This window comes from Crenobacter cavernae (genome assembly GCF_003355495.1).
GTDB classification, from domain to species: domain Bacteria; phylum Pseudomonadota; class Gammaproteobacteria; order Burkholderiales; family Chromobacteriaceae; genus Crenobacter; species Crenobacter cavernae.
Genome location: NZ_CP031337.1, coordinates 3,132,024 through 3,149,720 on the forward strand (window position 1 = coordinate 3,132,024; position 17,697 = coordinate 3,149,720).

Consider the following 17,697-nt stretch of genomic DNA (forward strand, 5'->3'; position numbering starts at 1 on the left):
TGTGGAGCACAGCGGCTTCGGAGCGGGCGGCGGGATTGCCGCCCGTCGTGTCAGGCCTTTGAATTATATAGAAATAGCCAATTTCCGGCTAGCGACCCGCCGCCGATTAATGCCGAATGATTACAGCATCTCGAGTGGCATCTTGTAGTCCGGTGCCGGGAACTCGGCGTCGAGCGCGGTGAGGTCCTCTTCGTCGAGCACCAGATCGAGCGCCGCACGGTTTTCGGCCACGTGCTCTGCGCGCGCCGCCTTCGGGATCGCGATCACGTTATCGTCGCGGATCACCCACGACAACGCGACCTGGTAGGGGCTGACGCCGTGCTTGGCGGCGATGTCGGCCAACGCGCCGTCTGCCGGCACGCGGCCCTGTTCGATCGGGCTGTAGGCCATGATCGGCATCCGACGCTCGCGCGCCCACGGCATCAGGTCGTACTCCGGGCCGCGGCGCGTCAGGTTATAGAGCACCTGGTCGGTCTGGCAGCGCTCGCCGTCCAAGAGTTCGTACAGCTCGTCCATATCGTCGGTATCGAGGTTGCTGACGCCCCAGTAGCGGATCTTGCCCTCGGCGACCAGCTCCTCCATCGCGGCGAGGGTGTCGCGGAACGGCACGTTGCCGCGCCAGTGCAGCAGGTACAGATCCAGCCGGTCGGTCTGCAGCCGCTTCAGGCTCTTCTCGCACGCCTGCTTGGTGCCCTTCTTCGACGCGTTCCACGGGTAGACCTTGCTGACGAGGAAGGCCTCGTCGCGGCGGCCTGCGAGCGCCTCGCCGACCAGCTCCTCGGTCGCGCCGTCGCCGTACATCTCGGCGGTGTCGATCAGCGTCATGCCGAGGTCGATGCCGTGTCGCAGCGCGGCGATCTCGTCGGCACGGCGCGAACGTTGCTCGCCCATGAACCAGGTGCCCTGGCCGAGCGCCGGCACCTTGACGCCGGAAGGCAGCGTGACGGTTTTCATAATGTCTCCTTGTTTTGGTTCCGTGATCTTGGCCGCCATTGTAGGGCGATGCCGGCTCAGGGAAAAAGCGAGTAAAATACTCGGGTATTTCCATCCCCGGCGCCGCTGCCATGCTGTCCAGACTGAGCAAACTTTTTTCCGATTCCGCCAAGGAGCCCTCGCCCGCCATGCCCGAACTGACCGATGCCCAGGTGCTCGACGCCGTCGCCGGCCTCGTCGACCCGAACACCGGCAAGACCTATACCGCGAGCCGCGCGGTGAAGAATGTGAAGATCAGCGACGCCGCCGTCACGCTCGACGTGGTGCTCGCCTACCCGGCGCAAAGCCAGTTCGCGCGCGTACGCGGCGAATTCGAAGCCGCGATCGCACCGGTCGCCGGCGGCCGCGCGGTCTCGGCCAACGTGCGTAGCGAGATCGTCAGCCACTCGGTGCAGCGCGGCGTGACGCTGTTGCCGGGCGTGAAGAACATCGTCGCGGTCGCCTCGGGCAAGGGCGGCGTCGGCAAGTCGACCACCGCCGCCAACCTCGCGCTGGCGCTCGCCGCCGAGGGCGCGCGCGTCGGCATCCTCGACGCCGACATCTACGGCCCGTCGCAGCCGCTGATGATGGGCCTGGCCGGCCAGCGCCCCGAGACCGAAGACGGCAAGCACCTGATCCCGATCGAAAACTACGGCATCCAGACCATGTCGATCGGCTACCTGGTCGACCCGGACCAGGCGATGGTGTGGCGCGGCCCGATGGTCAGCCAGGCGCTGCAGCAATTGCTGAACGACACGCGCTGGAACGACCTCGACTACCTGCTGATCGACATGCCGCCGGGCACCGGCGACATCCAGCTGACCTTGTCGCAGAAGGTGCCGGTGACCGGCGCGGTGATCGTCACCACGCCGCAGGACATCGCGCTTCTGGATGCGAGGAAGGGCGTGACCATGTTCCAGAAGGTCGGCGTGCCCATCATCGGCCTCGTCGAGAACATGGCGACCCATATCTGCTCGAACTGCGGCCACGCCGAGCCGATCTTCGGCGAGGGCGGCGCGGAAAAGATGGCGGCCGACTTCGGCGTCGAAGTCCTCGGCTCCTTGCCGCTCGACATCGGCATCCGTCTCGCGGTCGACGAGGGCAAGCCGACCGTCGCCGCCGACCCCGACGGCCAGGTCGCCGAACTCTACAAGGCGATCGCGCGCCGCGTCGCGGTCAAGGTCGGCGAGAAGGCGCAGGACTTCTCGACCAAGTTCCCGAAGATCGTGATCCAGAACAACTGATAGCGCTTCTGCTACAAAAAACGGCCTGCTCGCTGCGGGCCGTTTTGCTTTTACGCTCGAAATGATTTTTGCCGTAAGGCCAGGGCTCAGCGCCTTCCAAGAGCGGCACGGACGATCCGGCTCGGCCAACGTCGATCCGAAAACGCTATCATGACAAACCGCCCTTTTCCCTGAGAGAGAGCCAGGCATGACCCCGTTCCGCTCCCTTAGCTTGCGCGTCGCCGGCCTCGCGCTGATGCTCGGACTCGGCGCCGCCCACGCCGCGCCGGACTGCAAAGACGCCGCCGCCACGGTCAACCGCGACACCGGCCGCCAGCTCGACGAAAGACAGCTCGCCGACGTGCTCGTCAGCCTGAACCGCAGCGGCCGGCTGCCCGCCAGCTTCGTCACCAAGCGCGAGGCGCGTGAGGCCGGCTGGCGCCCCGGGCGCAGCCTGTGGAGCGTGCAGGCGCTTTACGGCAACTCGATAGGCGGCGACCGCTTCGGCAACCGCGAGCGACGCCTGCCCATTGATGCCTGGCGCGAGGCCGACCTCGACTACCGCGGCGGCAAGCGCAACGCCAAGCGGCTGTTGTTCGCCGACTCGGGGCGGCGCTTCGTCACCGTCGACCACTACCAGACCTTCCGGGAGATCCCGCCATGCCGCCGATGAAAACCTGCCTGATCGAGAAGGTCGACACCCTCAACGAGCTCTACGACGCGCTGATCGCGCAGCTCGACCTGCCCGCGCACTTCGGCCGCAACCTCGACGCGCTGTTCGACTGCCTGTCGGCCGACGTCGAAGGGCCGTTCACCATCGAATGGCGCAACACGGACGCGGCGCGTACCGCGCTCGGGGCGACGGTCTACGCGAAGGTGATCGATCTCTTGCGCGAGGTCGCCGACGAACGCGACGACGTCACGCTGCGCCTCGAACCCTGAGGCGCGCCCACGAAAAAAGCCGGCCCGTTTGGCCGGCTCTTTTCATTCCCGCTGCGACTCACAGACGCGCGATCCGTTCGACCGCCTCGGCCAACCTGTCGACGCCGGTCGTGTACGCGATGCGTACATGCTTGTCAGCACGATAAGATCCGAAATCGAGCCCCGGCGTGATCGCGACGTTGGCCTCTTCGAGGAGGCGTGCGCAGTAGGCGAGGCTGTCGTCGGTGACGGCGCTGACATCGGCATACAGGTAGAACGCGCCGTCCGGCACCACCGGCACGGTCCAGCCCAGGCGCGGCAAGGCGTCGACCAGGAAGTCGCGGCGGCGCGCGAATTCGGCGCGGCGTTGTTCCAACAAGGCGATGGTGTCCGGCTCGAACGCGGCGAGCGCCGCCGCCTGCGCCGGTGCGGGCGCGCACAGGTAGAGGTTCTGCGCGAGCCGCGTCGCGGGCTCGGCCAACCCTTCGGGCACCACCAGCCAGCCTAGGCGCCAGCCGGTCATCTGGAAGTACTTCGAGAAGCTGTTGATCACCAGCGCGTCGTCGGCGACCTGCAAGGCGCTGGCCGCGTCGAGCCCATAGCTCAGGCCATGGTAGATCTCGTCGACGATCAGCGTGCCGCCCTTCGCGCGGCAGACCTCGGCCAACGTTTGGATTTCTGAAGCCGACAGCACGCCGCCGGTCGGGTTGGCCGGGCTCGCGACCATCGCCGCGACGGTGCGCTCGCCCCAGGCCTCGGCCAACATCGCCGCCGTCAACTGGTAGCGCGACGCGGGCCCGGCCGCCAGCGTCACCGGCGTGCCGCCGTACAGGCTGACAAAGTGGCGGTTGCACGGGTAGGTCGGGTCGGCCATCACCACCTCGTCGCCGTCGCCGACCAGCATCGCCAGCGCCACCATCAGCGCGCCGGACGCGCCCGGCGTCACCAGGATGCGCTCGGGCGACACGTCGACCCCGTAGCGGTCTGCATACCAGCGCGCGATCGCCTCGCGCAGCGCGGGCAGCCCCTGCGCCGCGCTGTAGAAGGTCTGCCCCTCGGCCAACGCCCGCCGGCCCGCTTCAATGATCGCCGACGGCGTGCCGAAGTCGGGCTCGCCGACCTCCAGGTGGATCACGTCGTGCCCGGCCGCCTCCCTTCTCCGCGCCGCCTCCAGAATCGCCATCACCCGGAACGGGGCGATCGCCTGCATACGCTCGGCCAACTTCAAAACCACACTCCTTGTACGCGGGGGATGACAAACGGGACGCCATCGCCCAACCTGAGAAGGTCGAGTTTACCAACCCGAAGAGGAGCTCACCATGGCAGGAAAGTTCGAAGTGAAAACCGCCAAAGACGGCCAGTTCATGTTCAACCTGAAAGCCGGCAACGGCCAGGTCATCCTCACCAGCGAACTGTACAAGACCCACGCAGCCGCGCTGAACGGCGTCGAGTCGGTCAAAAAGAACGCCCCCGACGACGCGCACTACGAACGGCGCGAGAACAAGAACGGCGAACCCTACTTCATCCTGAAGGCCGCCAACCACCAGGAAATCGGCCGCAGCGAGTACTACAGCAGCAAGGCGGCGCTGGAAAACGGCATCGAGTCGGTAAAAAAACACGCGCCGGACGCCACAGTGGTCGATATCTGAATGCCGTATGAAAAAAACCGTTGACAAGCACGGTCGGGTTTTCTATACTGCGCCCCACTGATTCAGCGGAGAGGTGGCAGAGTGGTCGAATGTACCTGACTCGAAATCAGGCGTACGTTTATAGCGTACCGAGGGTTCGAATCCCTCCCTCTCCGCCAGTCAGCCAATGAAGACCCGCACACCGCAAAGGTTTGCGGGTTTTTCATTTTCTCTTACCCACAAATCTACCCACAAAATTCTGCCGCTTAAGTCCGCCCCTTCAAGCGCGCGGCAACGCCTTCCCTGCTAAAATTCTGCCTAACATCCTGTCAGCTCCACGCAACTCTCTTGACTCTCCTCGGTCGGCCACCCCGATCAGACCCCGCCATTCTCGATCTGGACATCATTAAATCGCCCCGTTATACCTAATTTTTGGCATGACCCGTGGCGAGTGGTCTGTCCCGGCGGGCGGAGGACCGTTGGTTAAGCGCGAAACCACACCGGCAAGGAGACCACACTTGAGGTCCGCCTTCTCCGGATCATAAAGCGTTTGCACGCGGAAGTGACCCCGCACATCTGTTGGCTTGGCCACATTATGTTTCCCTGTGCTGGTCAACTAATGGTTCTGGCCACACTTTGCTCTAGTCTCTGCGTTTCTTCTCGCGAACCGAACCCGGCGTAAACCCGCCGGGGCGGCTCACGGGGCGCGCACGGTCAGTCCTTCGCTGATGAGGGCTTGGCGTAGCAGTTGGGCAAAGGCCACGGCATCGGCGCCATCGCCATGGAGACAGACCGTCTGTGCATGAATGGGGATGGAGGTACCATCCAGCGCGGTAACGGTAGACGTGCGGATCATTTGCAGCGTCTGGGCGAGGGCCGCGTCGGCATCCTCGATGACGGCCCCGGGTATGCCACGCGGCGCCAGCGAGCCGTCGGCGAGATAGGCCCGGTCGGCAAAGACCTCTTCGACAGCGGTCAGGCCGGCACTGCGGGCGGCCGCGACGAGTTCGCTACCGGCCAGTCCAACGAGCTTCAGCCCGGGGTCTGCGTCCCGGACTGCTGTGGCGATGGCGGTAGCCAATGCGCGGTCTTTTGCGGCCTGATTGTAGAGGGCGCCGTGAGGCTTGACGTGATTCAGGTGCAAGCCTTCCGTCCGGGCCAGTGCCATCAGTCCGCCAATCTGGAACAGCACGCCGTTGTAGACCGTGTCAGGGGGCAAATCGAGATTACGGCGCCCGAAGTGTTCACGATCGGGGTAGCCCGGGTGAGCACCGACCGACACGCCCCGTTCGCGCGCCGCGCGCAACACCCTGCGCATCGTGTCAGTATCGCCGGCGTGCCAGCCGCAGGCGATGCTGATGGAGCTGACACAATCGAGGATCGCGTCGTCGTTCCCGCAGCCTTCACCCACGTCCGCATTCAGATCGATGTCCATATGCTTCCTGTTCAAAGAGGTCCAACTTATCGCGTGATTGTTGTAAGGCTTGGACCGCGTCAGCCTCAGTGCAACAGGCAAAACGCAGCCGCGCGCCGGGGCGGGCTTGCGCGAGCTTCCATAGGTCGGCTTCGATGACGACGGCGATACGCGGATAGCCGCCGGTGGTTTGGGCGTCGGCCAACAGCACAATGGGCTGGCCGTTGGGCGGTACTTGCACGACGCCGGGTAGTACACCGTGCGAGAGCAAGTCGTCGCCGGCTTCGCGAATCAACGGTTCACCTTGTAAGCGATAGCCCATGCGGTTGCTTTGCGGCGAAACCGCCCATTCGCTGTTCCAGAAAATATCCCGTGATTCGGGTGAAAACTCGTCGTATTCCGGTCCGGGGATCGACCTAAGCGCAGGCGACCATACCGGCAGACGGCATCCGATGCGTCCTTTTAGGGGGACGGGCTCACCCTGGTTCAGGTGGTCGCCGGCCCGTAGGGCGCGGCCTTGATGCCCGCCGAAGCCTGCCTTGATATCGGTAGCGCGCGAGCCCAGCACCGGCGGAACGTCGATGCCACCGTCCACGGCCAGATAAGCCCGCATGCCTTGCCGACAACCATGCAGGGTCAGCACCTGCCCAGCACGCACTCCTTGCCGCCAGCCGCTCCTCACCGGGGCATCATCGAGCGTGCCGTCAAAGTCGGCGCCGGTGAGCGCCAAGAAGCCAGCGCGGTGAAAGCGGATGACAACCGGCCCAATGACGATTTCCAGGCCGGCGGCACCTTCCGGATTGCCGACGAGACGGTTCGCGAGTCGCAGTGCGGGCCTGTCCAGCGCGCCACTCACGGCGATGCCCAAATGTCGCAAGCCTTGGCGCCCCAGGTCTTGCACCGTGGTCTGGACGCCGGGGCGAAGGATCTCAAGCACGGTCGGCCGCCACAGGAATGAACTGTACCCTGTCTCCAGGTAGCAGCAGGGTGGGCGTGCAAAGAGAGGGGGCAAACAGGGGGACTTCGGTTCGGCCAATGATCTGCCAGCCACCGGGCGTGACGGTCGGGTAGATACCGGTCTGGCTGCCGCCGATGCCGACCGAACCCGCCGGTACGGCCAGTCGCGGCTCGGCGCGACGCGGAGTGACCAAGCTCTCGGGCAAGCCTCCCAGATAGGCAAAACCGGGCTGAAAACCGAGAAAGTACACAACATACTCGGCGCCACTATGCCGCGCGATGACCTCTTCTTCGTTCAGCCCGGTATGGTGCGAGACCTCACCCAGGTCGGGACCGTCTGTACCGCCATAGCTGACGGGAATGCTCACCTCCCGCGAGGTCTCTTCAGCTTGCCCTGCTTGAAGCCACAGCGCACGCAATCGATCGAGCAGGGCTTTTCCATCGACGGACAGGGGATCAAAGATCAGCGTCAGGTTGTTCATCCCCGGCACGATATCGATCAAGCCGGCGTCGCCATGCAGCCGGTCCGCTATCCACCAGATCCTGCGCTGACAGGGCAAGCTGGCGGGCGCACGCGAGGCCAGGACGGCGGCACGTTCCCCCATCAAGTAGAAGCGGACTTCTCCTTCCATCGCGGGACGTCCTTCAGAAGAGGAGGCGGCCTGTTTCGCGGGAAGTAGGTCGCCGTGTCCGACCATGCGAAAGCGCATCGTCGATGATTTATTTGTAAATCGTTTTTGCATGGTTGGGCGAGAAGGGGCTTGGGTGCCTGTCTACTCGCCCGTTCCTATTTCTTGCTCCCCCTCCTGACTAATCGGTGTGCAATTGCACACATCTGCACGCCTGTTTGCATTCGATCTGAACATCCGTTTGCATGCGACTGACCACCACCGTATTGCCTGTGGGCCGATGGGCCGAGATCGACCCGAAGCGGTCAATCGCAGGGATAACGTCTGAATTAAGCCGCGCCGCTTTGCGGCATCGGCTTGAGTGAATTGTTATGGAGCGGCTTAGTAGAATGAAACATCATTTGAAAGTGTTAGTGCTCATAGATCCACGATCATTTCGAAGCCGCCATAGATCATGCGCATACCGTCAAACGGCATCGGATTATTATCTGGCTGCAATCGTGGATCAGCCATGGCCTTCTCCATGCCGTGGTCACGTACTTTGCGCGAAGGCCAGATGATCCAGGAAAAAACAACGGTTTCATCAGGTTTGCATTTAACCGCCATGGGAAAGGAAGTGACTTTGCCCTCAGGCACATCGTCGCCCCAGCACTCGACTAACTTTAGTGCTCCATGCTCCTTGAAGACGGTAGCAGCTGCCTCCGCATGTTGCTTGTAGATTTCTTTATTTGCCGTGGGCACGGCGACGACAAACCCGTCAACGTATGACATTTCAATCCTCCTCGATCTGCGTGGACTGTTGAATGTGTTCCAACAAACTGATCTTAGGTCAACGCCAGATGGTCGCTACCGCTCCATAACGAATGAAAGGGACTTCCCCATCCCAAGGCTGCGGCGGAAGCCGCTGGCAGCATCAGCTGCCATGATGGAGTTTCCACACCTCATCCCTACCGCAGGAGGGGAAGTCCATGACCATTATCACTTTGGGGATCGATCTCGCCCAGAATGTATTCGCTTTGCATGGCGTTGACCAAGTTGGCAAAGCCACCCTGGTCAAACCTAAAGTCCCCCGCGACCAACTGCTACCGATCATCGCCCAGCTGCCTCCTTGTCTGATCGGCATGGAAGCCTGCTCCGGCGCCCATCACTGGGCCAGGCTGTTTCAGGGTTACGGCCACACCGTCAGGCTGATGGCGCCCAAGTTCGTCGCCCCCTATCGCATGAGCGGCAAACGTGGCAAGAACGACGCCGCTGACGCCGCCGCGATCTGCGAAGCGGTCAGCCGCCCCGCCATGCGCTTCGTGCCGGTCAAGGATGCGCATCAGCAAGCCATGCTCTGCCTGCACCGCACCCGCCAGGGGTTGGTGACCGAGCGCACCGCCCTCTACAACCGCATCCGCGGCCTGATCGCCGAGTTCGGCATCGTGCTGCCGCAGAAGGTCGAACGCCTGCGCCACCACATCGGCGCCCACCTCGAAGACCTGCCCGGCTGGGCCAACCGCTGCATCGGCGACCTGTTGGCGCACGCCGACCGGCTGGACGAGCGCATCGCCGAGTACGACGCCGCCATGCGCGAAGCGGCCCGCCAGGACAGCCGCAGCCGACGCCTGATGCAGCTGCCCGGCATCGGCCCCACCACCGCCAGTGCGCTGCTGGCCACGCTGGGCGTCGGGCATGAGTTCGACAATGGCCGCCAGCTTGCCGCCTGGCTGGGGCTGACACCCGGTCAGTACAGCAGCGGTGGCAAGGTCCGGCTCGGACGCATTACCAAGGCCGGCGATGCCTATCTGCGAGGCCTACTGGTGATGGGCGCCCGAGCGGTGCTGGCGGGTTTGGGGGACAAGCAGGACCGCTTCAGCCGTTGGGCCAGAAGTCTGCAGGAACGACGTGGCTACTGGAACGCGGTGGTGGCGATTGCCGCCAAGAATGCCCGGCGGGTCTGGGCGGTCTTGAAGTTTGGTGATGACTTCCGGCTGGCACCAGCCTGAGTCTCGCCGCCAGCCTGGAAACCCGTCTGCAGCAAAAGGGCAACACCATGCCGTGAATCGTGTTCTTTGCAGGACATCGCAGCGTTGATGTGAAGCGGGTTGGACCCGCGCGGGGAGTGCCTGGTTAACTCAAGGGGATGGCGTTCAATTCCGGCTAACGAATGAGGCCCCCACGCGCGTCTTTCATCAGGGTCCGGGCGAGTCGCCCAACATGACCGGTTGTAGTCTGGCAGTCCTTCACCTTCTTGCCTCGCGCTGTGGTCTTGCTGCAATGGAAGCAAACCGTTCACATCGTTATTGAAAACGATGGGGAAGCCCTTGTAGTTCGAGTTAAGGCCGCGGCTAGTCAGAGCCGTCGGCCTTCAACGAGTTGTTTGGTGCCGCTTCACTAGAACCTATCATTGCCACTGACTCTGAGATTATTGATCTTGGTCTTGCCAAGAATCTTCAGCAAAAGATTGCGGCACGCCCGGAGCACTGGGTATAGCACCCGAGACAATGCATGTGAGCGGAAGGCCCAGTAGGCCGCCCGGTTAAAGAAGCCCTTGTTTGTACCCATTAGCGCAAGAACATGGATTGCATCTGAGCCGTAGTAGAGTTGCGCGCCCACCTTCACGACCATGCCTTGATCAATGTCGAGGCCTGCTGCCGTTATTTCCTCCATGATGGGTCCGCCATCTCTGGCATCAACGAGCACAAGCCGACCGACTGATTCGCGAATACGAACTAAATTGCAGTAGTAGTCACAAGCAGGACACTGCTTGTCATAGACAAGTAAGACCTCTTGCTCACTCATTGCCTATTCCTGCCCATAAGCGGCACCTAACGCCCCAGCTCAGCCGCGGGCTTGCCGGAGCGAAGCGGAGGCAAGACCGTCGGCTGGAGCGCCTTGTTAGGCCCGCTACAGCGACAAACTGTAGGCATAAAACTTGGTGTCACGAACCCACCCCTGAGAAACATACAAAGCCTGTGCTGTTTCATTGTCTGTGGCTGTGGACAGAGACAAACGAACCGCCCCGACAGAACGGCCAAATTGTGCCGCAGCCTGCAACAGTTTGATGCCAACACCGCCGCGCCGCGCCTCTGTTGCTACAAAGAGGTCGTTGAGGATGAACGTGCGTGCTGCTGAAACAGACGAGAACGTGGGGTAAAGCTGAGTAAACCCAACTGCTATGCCGTTGGGCTGTGCGGCAATGAAAATGACGGACTGGTTGTGCTCGAACCGCTCCAGCAGAAATGCGCGAGCCAACGCAATGTCACTGGGCTTGCCATAAAACTGCCGATAACCGTCGAAGAGAGGCGCCAAAGCCTCAAGGTCTGCGACCGAAGCCTGCCGCACTTGGATGGTGGCTGCTGAAATGCTCATGCTTTTAAGGGCCTAACGATTAAGCTAAGGGGCCGCGGAACGCGGTCCCAGCGAACGAAGTGAGCGCTTTGAGCGCATTGTTAGGTGCCGGCTTCACAGCATTGACCAGACTTGCGTAAGGCCAAAGAGATGGACGATTCCGTAGCCGCAACAAATTGCGGAACTCCATAAGAGAAAAGGGGTTGTTTTCTCTCGGGCAATAACGAGTAAAGGGACAATAGCAAGACCGCGCACCAAATAAATGACGGTGATAACACTGAGCCCAAACTTAAGCAGCGGAAGCGTTTGAATTACGCCAGCCCCTGAGAGGGCGTAGGCTGCCCACACGCTGAGGACGAGAGCAATGCCGGTGGTAACAATGGCTGGATACCAACGTCCGGCAGCGGCGGCTAATGCCATACGTTCGCCGGCGCCGAAGAAGCGATACCACTGAGAGCCGCCAAAGATAATAGCGACGTGAAGCAGCGCAGCGATTGCGCTCAAGCCTGCCGCAACGATTAGCCAAGTGTTGTATGGAATGGGCATGGTGGTGCGGCGCCTCCTTGGCACCTAACGCCTAAGTTAAGGGGCGTTTCGCGCTACGCGCGGAACGTCCCAGCGCCCTTTAGGGCGCGCCTTCAACGCTCTGTTAGCACATTATTCCGGACAGCTCACTTTAATTTTATGACTTCCCGGCACATCTCATCATAAAGCTTAGGAGGCTCATTTATTTTATAAATTTCAGCGCAAATCTTTATATTACTTTCTATAGCAGGAATTGAAGGCTTACCGCATGCCACATATTTTTGCGGAACTCTTGTTTCAGCTAAGGAACTACCCATATTCAATTCAGAAATACACATTTCTAAAATTCTTTTTTCCTGAGGCAAATTATAATTAAATATTGGCGCATAGAACTTACCTGGCTTAGCATTAAATTTAATATCATAGTGACCCTTGAAGTTTTTTGTCTTCAGAGAAACTACATTCGGCGCAATGACCCACAAAAATACATCTTCATAGTCATCAAACGTTACCCTAACCTCTACATCACCGGGGACCATTGAAATGTATGGTCCAAATGGGATTTCAGAAAAATATTCTCTCAAAATTTTTCCATTTAGGTGAGTAGTTAGTATTGAGGGTCCATTGAAGTCCCCACGATTATTAGGGGAGTACACCGCAACTTCATTGATTGGGCGTTCTGGCCCTGTATAACTTTTGCTGATGTTTGGTGTCGAACAGCCAACGGAAACGAACACCATAAAAGAGATACAAATAGATCGAAGATGTAACATTTACCTTCCTACTGCTAACGCCTAAATTAAGGGGCGGGGAAAAGCGGCACGCTTTTGCCCGTCCCAGCCGCGCAGCGGCGACTTGAATGAGTTGTTAGGCTGGCTCCAGCGCCAAAACCCTCGGCCAACCCGACACGCTTTCCAGCCCGGCGCGACCGGAAAACCAAGACCCCACACCGCCACGCATTAATTGCTGACGACCACCGGCACCAGCCAATGCGACCACCGGCAAAGCCCAACACCACGAAAGACCATCGGCTGGAACCGGGACCGACGTTGCCTCGGCCTACCGTGCCAGCCGACCCCGAATTGACGGCCTGGACTGGGACCGGCGTACCCCTCGGCCAACCTTTTACGCCGACCACGAACGAAGGCCTCAACGTTGGCCGAGCTGCTTAAAAAGAAAACGCCTAACTATTAATTAGGCCGCACCTCATTTAATATGACTGCGGAAAATCATTTCTTAAGAATAACCTCGAGAATTGAATTGAGGGCTTGTAGCTCGTCCTTTTGAAGTTTCTTCGATTCAAGAATCTCCGTTGTCTCTCCGCTATTTAGTATTCCTTGCTGAACACAAAGCGCTCTAAGTTTCACCAAGTCCAAAGGATCATATTTGCGCTCGTTGTCTGCCAGCAATCCAAGCAGGACTATTAGATCGTGTCTCGACCTTACCATGTTTTCGTAGTAACGATATTCATCCATCCCTGAACGGTACTGGCGCAAGAAGAAGAATGCAATGAGCTCTACAAAGGTGAGGCCAGTTATGCTAATAATAATCTTCGTCGTCAAGACTGAAGTCGGCAAGCTAAAGACGCCATGAGAGAAAGAGACCGAGAAGAATCCGAGACCAGCAAAGGCGATAAGTACCCCTACGACAAGATAGATGCCAGCCCTAGAGTAAACACTGCGAGCGACTTGCTCCAAGCGAAGCGCCTGTCGCTTCAGCGTTATAAGCGGCCCGAAATCATGAGATTTTATGGCGTTCGGTTTTTCGAAATTGCCCGGCGAGATTTCAGATTCGTCCATGCTAGCACCGCGTGAGAGCAAATTGAAAAGCACGCTTAGGGGGTAGGCGCCATATATGTGAAAAAAGGCGTAAGGGAAAAGAAAGAAGAGTCCTCCGATAATGAGGTCTGAGTAATATTCTCTGAGGAAGTAGGAAGATTGATCAGGATGGCGGAATAAGAGAATCGCCACACGTCCCAAGGCGAGCGTTCCAATAGCTATCCATGGGAGAGGTTCGGCGGCGACTTTCTTAACACCGAGCATTGGATTTGCCCGTGACTCAGTCTCCTGCGGGTCTACTTCGTCGAATGAGGCAGAGTTCTTTCCACGAGAGAAAAGGAGTGTCAGGGGTGGCGCCCCCAGAGCCTGAAAGAAGACGATTGGAACCAATAAGAGTAAGACGGTGACAACAATTCGTACGCCGTGCCCTTCAACAAAGCGAGCAAAGTCGTCGTAGTAAGAGGTCGATAGCAGAACGACGTTGTAGAGGGCTGCAGCGCCCCATGCGTACACTTCTAGCAATGCGCGGCGTCGGCGTTTGGCTTGGTTGGTACTCATGCAGACTCTCGGTGCTGGCTGTGGGGCCTAACGATTAAGCTAACAGGCGAGCAAAAGCGTAGCTTTTGCGAGTCCAGTGAGCGGAGCGAACGGTGTTGAGCGCATTGTTAGGCATACATTACTCCGCTGCCTGATATTTAGGCGTCACTGGCGACTCCGAATGGAGTCAATGACGTCAACAACATATTGCTGATTAAACCCTGCGACGAATGCCCAGAAGAGAAGCTTCGCGTAGGCAGCTGGACCATCCGCATGCTGATGAAAGATTGCCCCAAAATCTTCCGGTGCCGCACCGGAGTCATTGACGATGTTGGGAAAGAGCTCGCCTCTGATGATCCCCGAGATGAACAATGTATAGAGCACACAAGCCAAGATGCCGCCGACGAAGGATGGCACGATGAGTCCCAGCCATGAGGTGGAAAGTTCAACTACCTCTTGGTCTTTTAGCCCGCTAAGGCTCCGATGTATCCCTACATACCCACCGACGTTTCCGGCAATAAATGTAAGTAGTGGCACCGTGAATGGGCCGCCAAGTAGCGAAAGTGGAATGGATATCCCCAGCAGCAGCACGAAGATCAGAAGCAATTTGCGCCAGATAACGGATAGTGCCTGTTGACGTGTCATGTTCATTCTCCCTTGTTGTGACGCCTAACGGTTGAATTCAGCGGCCCGCTTTAGCGGGTCCGCTGGAATGACTTGTTAGCAACTTAACACCTAGCTTTCTCCATGAGCCAGAAGCTCTATCAGGCAGTTCTAGAGCCCATATCGACTTGCATGCTGAACACTCATAAAACTGCACAATCCCAGGAGGAAATAATGGTTCACGCCGAAAAACCGGGTTTCTTAGCTCAACTAACCAGGATTTTTCGACCGCCTTGTCAACCGCTGAGCAACATGCCTCCCGGCTACCAACAAAATTAAGATCTGACTTGTCGTAAATGTGAGTGCAGCGGCATTCGTACATGACTGCTAACGCCCAAGTTAAGGGGCGGGCTGCGCCCTGCGCGGACCGTCCCAGCGCCCAAAGGGCGCGCCTTCAACGACTTGTTAGCACCTTTTAGTGCTCTTCCCAACGTACTGGAATGTTCTTGATTTCTTTATCATTCCAGGCAGTAACAATGCCAGAGACGAATGTACCCTGGTTGTTCTTGGCGATGTTTAGCGAGCTGACGTAAAAACGATAACCAGAACCGATCTGCTGTTCTGCCATGGACTTTGCACGTTCCGCCGACTCCCCACCTAGCAAGAACGTTAAGAAGACGCCCATGACAGCGACCAACCCAACACCAACAGCCGCTGGAATGCGCATGTTTCGCTGTTTGCGCCCAGCACTAGTACGTGCAGCTTGAATTGGCTCACGCCCTAACTCCCTGGCTAGCCAGAACAAAAGACCAAAGACAAACACCATAAATGCCGTGGTGACAACGAAAGTGCCAGGGGCCAGGCGGATTTGAGTGACCGTAAGATCAAACGGCTGCATGAAAGGCCAAACGATTAGCAGCGTAGCAAACGCCGCTAACATAAAGACGGCAAGCCAGCGAACCACTGAAGCCGCCCGCAGGCTGCCACGCAACAGAAAAATGCCTGCTAGGACTGCAAATATATTGAAGCTTGACGAATACGAAATGCGATTGATGATGCAGTAGATCATCACAGCAATGTCGATTAAGCCAGCAGCCAGTAGAACACCACCGACGCGTTTAAGAATTGAAGTATGCAATTGAGTTTCCATGAGATACGACTGCTAACGCCTGAATTAAGCCGAGCCGCGAAGCGGCTTCGGCTTGAATGAATTGTTAGGCGCCAACAGCGATATGTCAGTACGCCTTGCCCCAAACACCGTACACCAGCTTGAGTAAGTTGTTTTTGTTTTTGGAGGCAGTGACAAGTTGCTCAGCGGGAACATGCCGTAGTGCATCCCAAAGGGCAGCTGACCATGACTCCGAGACTTTGAGGCTCTCTGAAGAGTCAGCCGGCAGTGTTTCAAAGTAGCACTGTCTAAACGTTGCCTCGTCGTAAGGGCTCCCCTCCTGAATCTTACGTGCCATGCACGTGGCAAGAAGCATCTGATCCTCAGCTTGGCTTCTTATCGAGTCCACGGCAGTGCTCCCTTGGCGCCTAACTATTAATTAACTATCACCACTGAAGTCTAAACCAGTAACGATGTGATCCCTAAACCAGTAACAAAGTGAGGTCTAAATATCGCATGACTGACGCGCTGGTCGCCGCTAAGCCTTTCCCTGCCTAAGCTTCACAGCCTTAAATATTCTTTTATCATATACAAAACACGTCACATCTGTCGAGGCGTGGATTGCGGTTAGAAGTCCGCTTCTGGACGCTGAGTGTCCTTCGATCGAGGACGTTTACGACGCTAAGCGGCCGTTCGTGAGGATAACGTTCGAAATGAGCGGCGGCCTTTGGCTGACCGCTCGATGGAGAGGTTAGGCATTCCGTTCTCGTTGGCGCTCTCATTCATCCTATCGCGCGACAGCCGCCAACTGACAAAGCGCAATCGTGAGTGAGGCTGCCGCTGCGAGCGCAGTGATGGTCCTCACGTGGTTCCACCTCGTCCAGCCGGTGACGTAGCTGCGCCAGACGTGGATGGCTTCGGCGTTCGACGCATCGATGCGCGCCAAGGCATCGTTTAGCGGCACGTTGAAGGCCATCGTCACCACAATGTTGCCGATGAGATAGAACGTGCTAGCAGCCAGCAACCAGACGGTGCCAGGGTTTTGCCAACGCAAAAGTGAGTAGAACACGAGGAGCAAGCAAGCTGCGGCGGTGCCAAGGAAGAGAGTCAGGAACAATGGGTTGAGAACCGCAACGTTGATGGACTGCATGGACGCGATGCCGCTGTCCGGAGGGAGCCGGGCGAGGGCCTTCATCACGAAGTTCGAGAAGGCAAAGAAGAGTCCAGCCATCAACCCGCAGCCAAGCGCTGCGAAGAGCGTTATGGGGAACAGTAGTTCATCAACTAGCGGCATGTGCTTGGTCCAGGGGAGCAGAACGCCTATTAACGAAAAAACAGGTGGCTGTTAGGCCGTCGACCGAGGGGTTAGGCTGCACCGTCTATCAGCAAAGGTATTCGCTTTCCGGCATAGCGTCGCTTCCGACGTGTGAAGAGCCTGAAAACGCCACCAAACATCCGGACGGCGCCATAGTAAATCCAGCGTGGCGCGAAGCGATCCCTAGTGAGGATTTCCAAGAAGACTTTGTCGGCTTGGGCTCTAGACAAGGGAAGCCCAGCATCCAGGAACTGATAGAGGACGTCGTGCAATAGGGAAGCGTAGTATGCCTTTGGCCTCTTCGTCACTCGGTTCGGAACCCCATCTGGCGTTCCTAATACGAGGTCGAATACCGAGATCTTTGGTGTACAGCCATCCCATGAGTAGCCAGCAAGCACTTTGACATCACCATTCGGATGAATCTCCAGACGTCGTCGCCCCTTTTTGTCGATGAAGGTGCAGCCTTCATGCCATTCTGCAGGCAGGTGCCGACGAACGTTGTAGACGCAGTCGATCTCTAACTGGAAGACCCAACGAACAGAGAACTCGGACATGGTGGCCTAACTAGGTATTTGACGTTCTAAAAGACGTATTTTGTTGCGTCACAGACCCTCTCCGTCGCCGGCAAGCCCCAAGCTGCCTTGCATCACGGCACCAAATATCCACCAATCATAGACAAAATACGTCACCTGCGACCAGAGCTGGAGGGTGCTTGATCGTCCGCTTCTGGCCGATTGCCACCTGTCAGTCACGC

The 17,697-nt window shown here is 58.6% G+C and carries 20 protein-coding genes and 1 tRNA gene; 6 read left to right on the plus strand and 15 right to left on the minus strand.

All coding sequences use genetic code 11. The annotated features are described in order from the left end of the window. Positions 1-120: 120 nt before the first annotated feature. On the minus strand, positions 121-954 hold the full coding sequence (locus tag DWG20_RS15175) for an aldo/keto reductase (protein ID WP_115434582.1): 834 nt from the start codon (positions 952-954) through the stop codon (positions 121-123). Between the two features lie 167 nt (positions 955-1,121). Here DWG20_RS15175 and apbC point away from each other — a divergent pair, with 167 nt between their 5' ends. The 3 genes from apbC (at position 1,122) to DWG20_RS15190 (ending at position 3,137) form a co-directional block, all read left to right on the plus strand. Beyond that, a complete protein-coding gene (gene apbC, locus DWG20_RS15180) occupies positions 1,122-2,216 on the plus strand; it encodes an iron-sulfur cluster carrier protein ApbC (RefSeq protein ID WP_220271973.1) in 1,095 nt (364 codons plus the stop codon). A gap of 187 nt (positions 2,217-2,403) precedes the next feature. Next, the gene (locus DWG20_RS15185; protein ID WP_115434584.1) at positions 2,404-2,868 is read left to right on the plus strand and encodes a ribonuclease domain-containing protein; all 465 of its coding nucleotides are present in this window, start codon (positions 2,404-2,406) and stop codon (positions 2,866-2,868) included. Further along, complete coding sequence (locus tag DWG20_RS15190; protein ID WP_245944731.1) at positions 2,856-3,137, plus strand: barstar family protein; 282 nt, start codon at positions 2,856-2,858, stop codon at positions 3,135-3,137. Before DWG20_RS15185 ends, DWG20_RS15190 begins: the two co-directional genes overlap by 13 nt. Before the next feature lie 58 nt (positions 3,138-3,195). On the opposite strand, the gene DWG20_RS15195 is transcribed toward DWG20_RS15190, so the two are convergent. Next, complete coding sequence (locus tag DWG20_RS15195) at positions 3,196-4,350, minus strand: pyridoxal phosphate-dependent aminotransferase (protein WP_245944732.1); 1,155 nt, start codon at positions 4,348-4,350, stop codon at positions 3,196-3,198. An 85-nt stretch (positions 4,351-4,435) separates the two neighbouring features. Between DWG20_RS15195 and DWG20_RS15200 the strand changes: the two genes are divergently transcribed. Together DWG20_RS15200 and DWG20_RS15205 are read left to right on the plus strand one after the other, a co-directional pair. Further along, a complete protein-coding gene (locus DWG20_RS15200; protein WP_115434586.1) occupies positions 4,436-4,765 on the plus strand; it encodes a YegP family protein in 330 nt (109 codons plus the stop codon). 67 nt (positions 4,766-4,832) lie between these two features. Beyond that, positions 4,833-4,923, plus strand: a tRNA-Ser gene (locus DWG20_RS15205). A gap of 518 nt (positions 4,924-5,441) precedes the next feature. On the opposite strand, the gene pxpA is transcribed toward DWG20_RS15205, so the two are convergent. The 4 genes from pxpA to DWG20_RS15225 all read right to left on the minus strand — a co-directional run bounded on the left by pxpA (position 5,442) and on the right by DWG20_RS15225 (position 8,515). Beyond that, positions 5,442-6,179 carry a 5-oxoprolinase subunit PxpA gene (gene pxpA / locus DWG20_RS15210; RefSeq protein WP_115434587.1) on the minus strand — a complete coding sequence of 246 codons (738 nt, stop codon included), beginning with the start codon at positions 6,177-6,179 and terminating at the stop codon, positions 5,442-5,444. Next, complete coding sequence (locus DWG20_RS15215; RefSeq protein WP_115434588.1) at positions 6,148-7,095, minus strand: 5-oxoprolinase subunit C family protein; 948 nt, start codon at positions 7,093-7,095, stop codon at positions 6,148-6,150. Before DWG20_RS15215 ends, pxpA begins: the two co-directional genes overlap by 32 nt. Then, a complete protein-coding gene (pxpB, locus tag DWG20_RS15220; RefSeq protein WP_245944733.1) occupies positions 7,088-7,858 on the minus strand; it encodes a 5-oxoprolinase subunit PxpB in 771 nt (256 codons plus the stop codon). Before pxpB ends, DWG20_RS15215 begins: the two co-directional genes overlap by 8 nt. Before the next feature lie 303 nt (positions 7,859-8,161). Next, positions 8,162-8,515 (minus strand): DUF1428 domain-containing protein, encoded by a 354-nt coding sequence (locus DWG20_RS15225; protein WP_115434590.1) that lies wholly within the window; start codon positions 8,513-8,515, stop codon positions 8,162-8,164. Positions 8,516-8,712: 197 nt separating this feature from the next. On the opposite strand from DWG20_RS15225, the gene DWG20_RS15230 reads away from it, so the two are divergent. Then, positions 8,713-9,732, plus strand: coding sequence for an IS110 family RNA-guided transposase (locus DWG20_RS15230; protein WP_115434591.1), 1,020 nt, complete (start codon positions 8,713-8,715; stop codon positions 9,730-9,732). Between the two features lie 388 nt (positions 9,733-10,120). On the opposite strand, the gene DWG20_RS15235 is transcribed toward DWG20_RS15230, so the two are convergent. The 9 genes from DWG20_RS15235 to DWG20_RS15270 form a co-directional block, all read right to left on the minus strand. Next, entirely contained in the window at positions 10,121-10,528 is a 408-nt protein-coding gene (locus DWG20_RS15235) for a DCC1-like thiol-disulfide oxidoreductase family protein (RefSeq protein WP_115434592.1), read from the minus strand. Positions 10,529-10,633: 105 nt separating this feature from the next. After that, positions 10,634-11,098, minus strand: coding sequence for a GNAT family N-acetyltransferase (locus DWG20_RS15240; RefSeq protein ID WP_115434593.1), 465 nt, complete (start codon positions 11,096-11,098; stop codon positions 10,634-10,636). 93 nt (positions 11,099-11,191) lie between these two features. Next, on the minus strand, positions 11,192-11,623 hold the full coding sequence (locus DWG20_RS15245; protein ID WP_115434594.1) for a hypothetical protein: 432 nt from the start codon (positions 11,621-11,623) through the stop codon (positions 11,192-11,194). Between the two features lie 125 nt (positions 11,624-11,748). Further along, positions 11,749-12,342, minus strand: a complete 594-nt coding sequence (locus tag DWG20_RS16040) for a hypothetical protein (protein ID WP_147289974.1) — start codon at positions 12,340-12,342, stop codon at positions 11,749-11,751. Positions 12,343-12,831: 489 nt separating this feature from the next. After that, positions 12,832-13,938, minus strand: a complete 1,107-nt coding sequence (locus DWG20_RS15250) for a hypothetical protein (protein WP_147289975.1) — start codon at positions 13,936-13,938, stop codon at positions 12,832-12,834. 144 nt (positions 13,939-14,082) lie between these two features. Then, positions 14,083-14,562: a hypothetical protein gene (locus DWG20_RS15255; RefSeq protein WP_115434835.1), complete on the minus strand. Its 480-nt coding sequence runs from the start codon at positions 14,560-14,562 to the stop codon at positions 14,083-14,085. Positions 14,563-14,995: 433 nt separating this feature from the next. Beyond that, on the minus strand, positions 14,996-15,670 hold the full coding sequence (locus DWG20_RS15260) for a hypothetical protein (RefSeq protein ID WP_147289976.1): 675 nt from the start codon (positions 15,668-15,670) through the stop codon (positions 14,996-14,998). A gap of 745 nt (positions 15,671-16,415) precedes the next feature. Further along, on the minus strand, positions 16,416-16,922 hold the full coding sequence (locus tag DWG20_RS15265) for an anthrone oxygenase family protein (RefSeq protein ID WP_115434597.1): 507 nt from the start codon (positions 16,920-16,922) through the stop codon (positions 16,416-16,418). 71 nt (positions 16,923-16,993) lie between these two features. Next, positions 16,994-17,497: a DUF1353 domain-containing protein gene (locus DWG20_RS15270; RefSeq protein WP_115434598.1), complete on the minus strand. Its 504-nt coding sequence runs from the start codon at positions 17,495-17,497 to the stop codon at positions 16,994-16,996. Positions 17,498-17,697 lie beyond the last annotated feature (200 nt).

Coding starts and splice junctions, on each gene's coding strand:
- DWG20_RS15240 (WP_115434593.1), bottom strand. CDS start 11,098: ATGAGCATTTCAGCAGCCACCATCCAAGTGCGGCAGGCTTCGGTCGCA.
- DWG20_RS15255 (WP_115434835.1), bottom strand. CDS start 14,562: ATGACACGTCAACAGGCACTATCCGTTATCTGGCGCAAATTGCTTCTG.
- apbC (WP_220271973.1), top strand. CDS start 1,122: ATGCCCGAACTGACCGATGCCCAGGTGCTCGACGCCGTCGCCGGCCTC.
- pxpA (WP_115434587.1), bottom strand. CDS start 6,179: ATGGACATCGATCTGAATGCGGACGTGGGTGAAGGCTGCGGGAACGAC.
- DWG20_RS15245 (WP_115434594.1), bottom strand. CDS start 11,623: ATGCCCATTCCATACAACACTTGGCTAATCGTTGCGGCAGGCTTGAGC.
- DWG20_RS15260 (WP_147289976.1), bottom strand. CDS start 15,670: ATGGAAACTCAATTGCATACTTCAATTCTTAAACGCGTCGGTGGTGTT.
- pxpB (WP_245944733.1), bottom strand. CDS start 7,858: ATGCAAAAACGATTTACAAATAAATCATCGACGATGCGCTTTCGCATG.
- DWG20_RS16040 (WP_147289974.1), bottom strand. CDS start 12,342: ATGGTGTTCGTTTCCGTTGGCTGTTCGACACCAAACATCAGCAAAAGT.
- DWG20_RS15200 (WP_115434586.1), top strand. CDS start 4,436: ATGGCAGGAAAGTTCGAAGTGAAAACCGCCAAAGACGGCCAGTTCATG.
- DWG20_RS15225 (WP_115434590.1), bottom strand. CDS start 8,515: ATGTCATACGTTGACGGGTTTGTCGTCGCCGTGCCCACGGCAAATAAA.
- DWG20_RS15270 (WP_115434598.1), bottom strand. CDS start 17,497: ATGTCCGAGTTCTCTGTTCGTTGGGTCTTCCAGTTAGAGATCGACTGC.
- DWG20_RS15250 (WP_147289975.1), bottom strand. CDS start 13,938: ATGAGTACCAACCAAGCCAAACGCCGACGCCGCGCATTGCTAGAAGTG.
- DWG20_RS15265 (WP_115434597.1), bottom strand. CDS start 16,922: ATGCCGCTAGTTGATGAACTACTGTTCCCCATAACGCTCTTCGCAGCG.
- DWG20_RS15230 (WP_115434591.1), top strand. CDS start 8,713: ATGACCATTATCACTTTGGGGATCGATCTCGCCCAGAATGTATTCGCT.
- DWG20_RS15190 (WP_245944731.1), top strand. CDS start 2,856: ATGCCGCCGATGAAAACCTGCCTGATCGAGAAGGTCGACACCCTCAAC.
- DWG20_RS15235 (WP_115434592.1), bottom strand. CDS start 10,528: ATGAGTGAGCAAGAGGTCTTACTTGTCTATGACAAGCAGTGTCCTGCT.
- DWG20_RS15175 (WP_115434582.1), bottom strand. CDS start 954: ATGAAAACCGTCACGCTGCCTTCCGGCGTCAAGGTGCCGGCGCTCGGC.
- DWG20_RS15185 (WP_115434584.1), top strand. CDS start 2,404: ATGACCCCGTTCCGCTCCCTTAGCTTGCGCGTCGCCGGCCTCGCGCTG.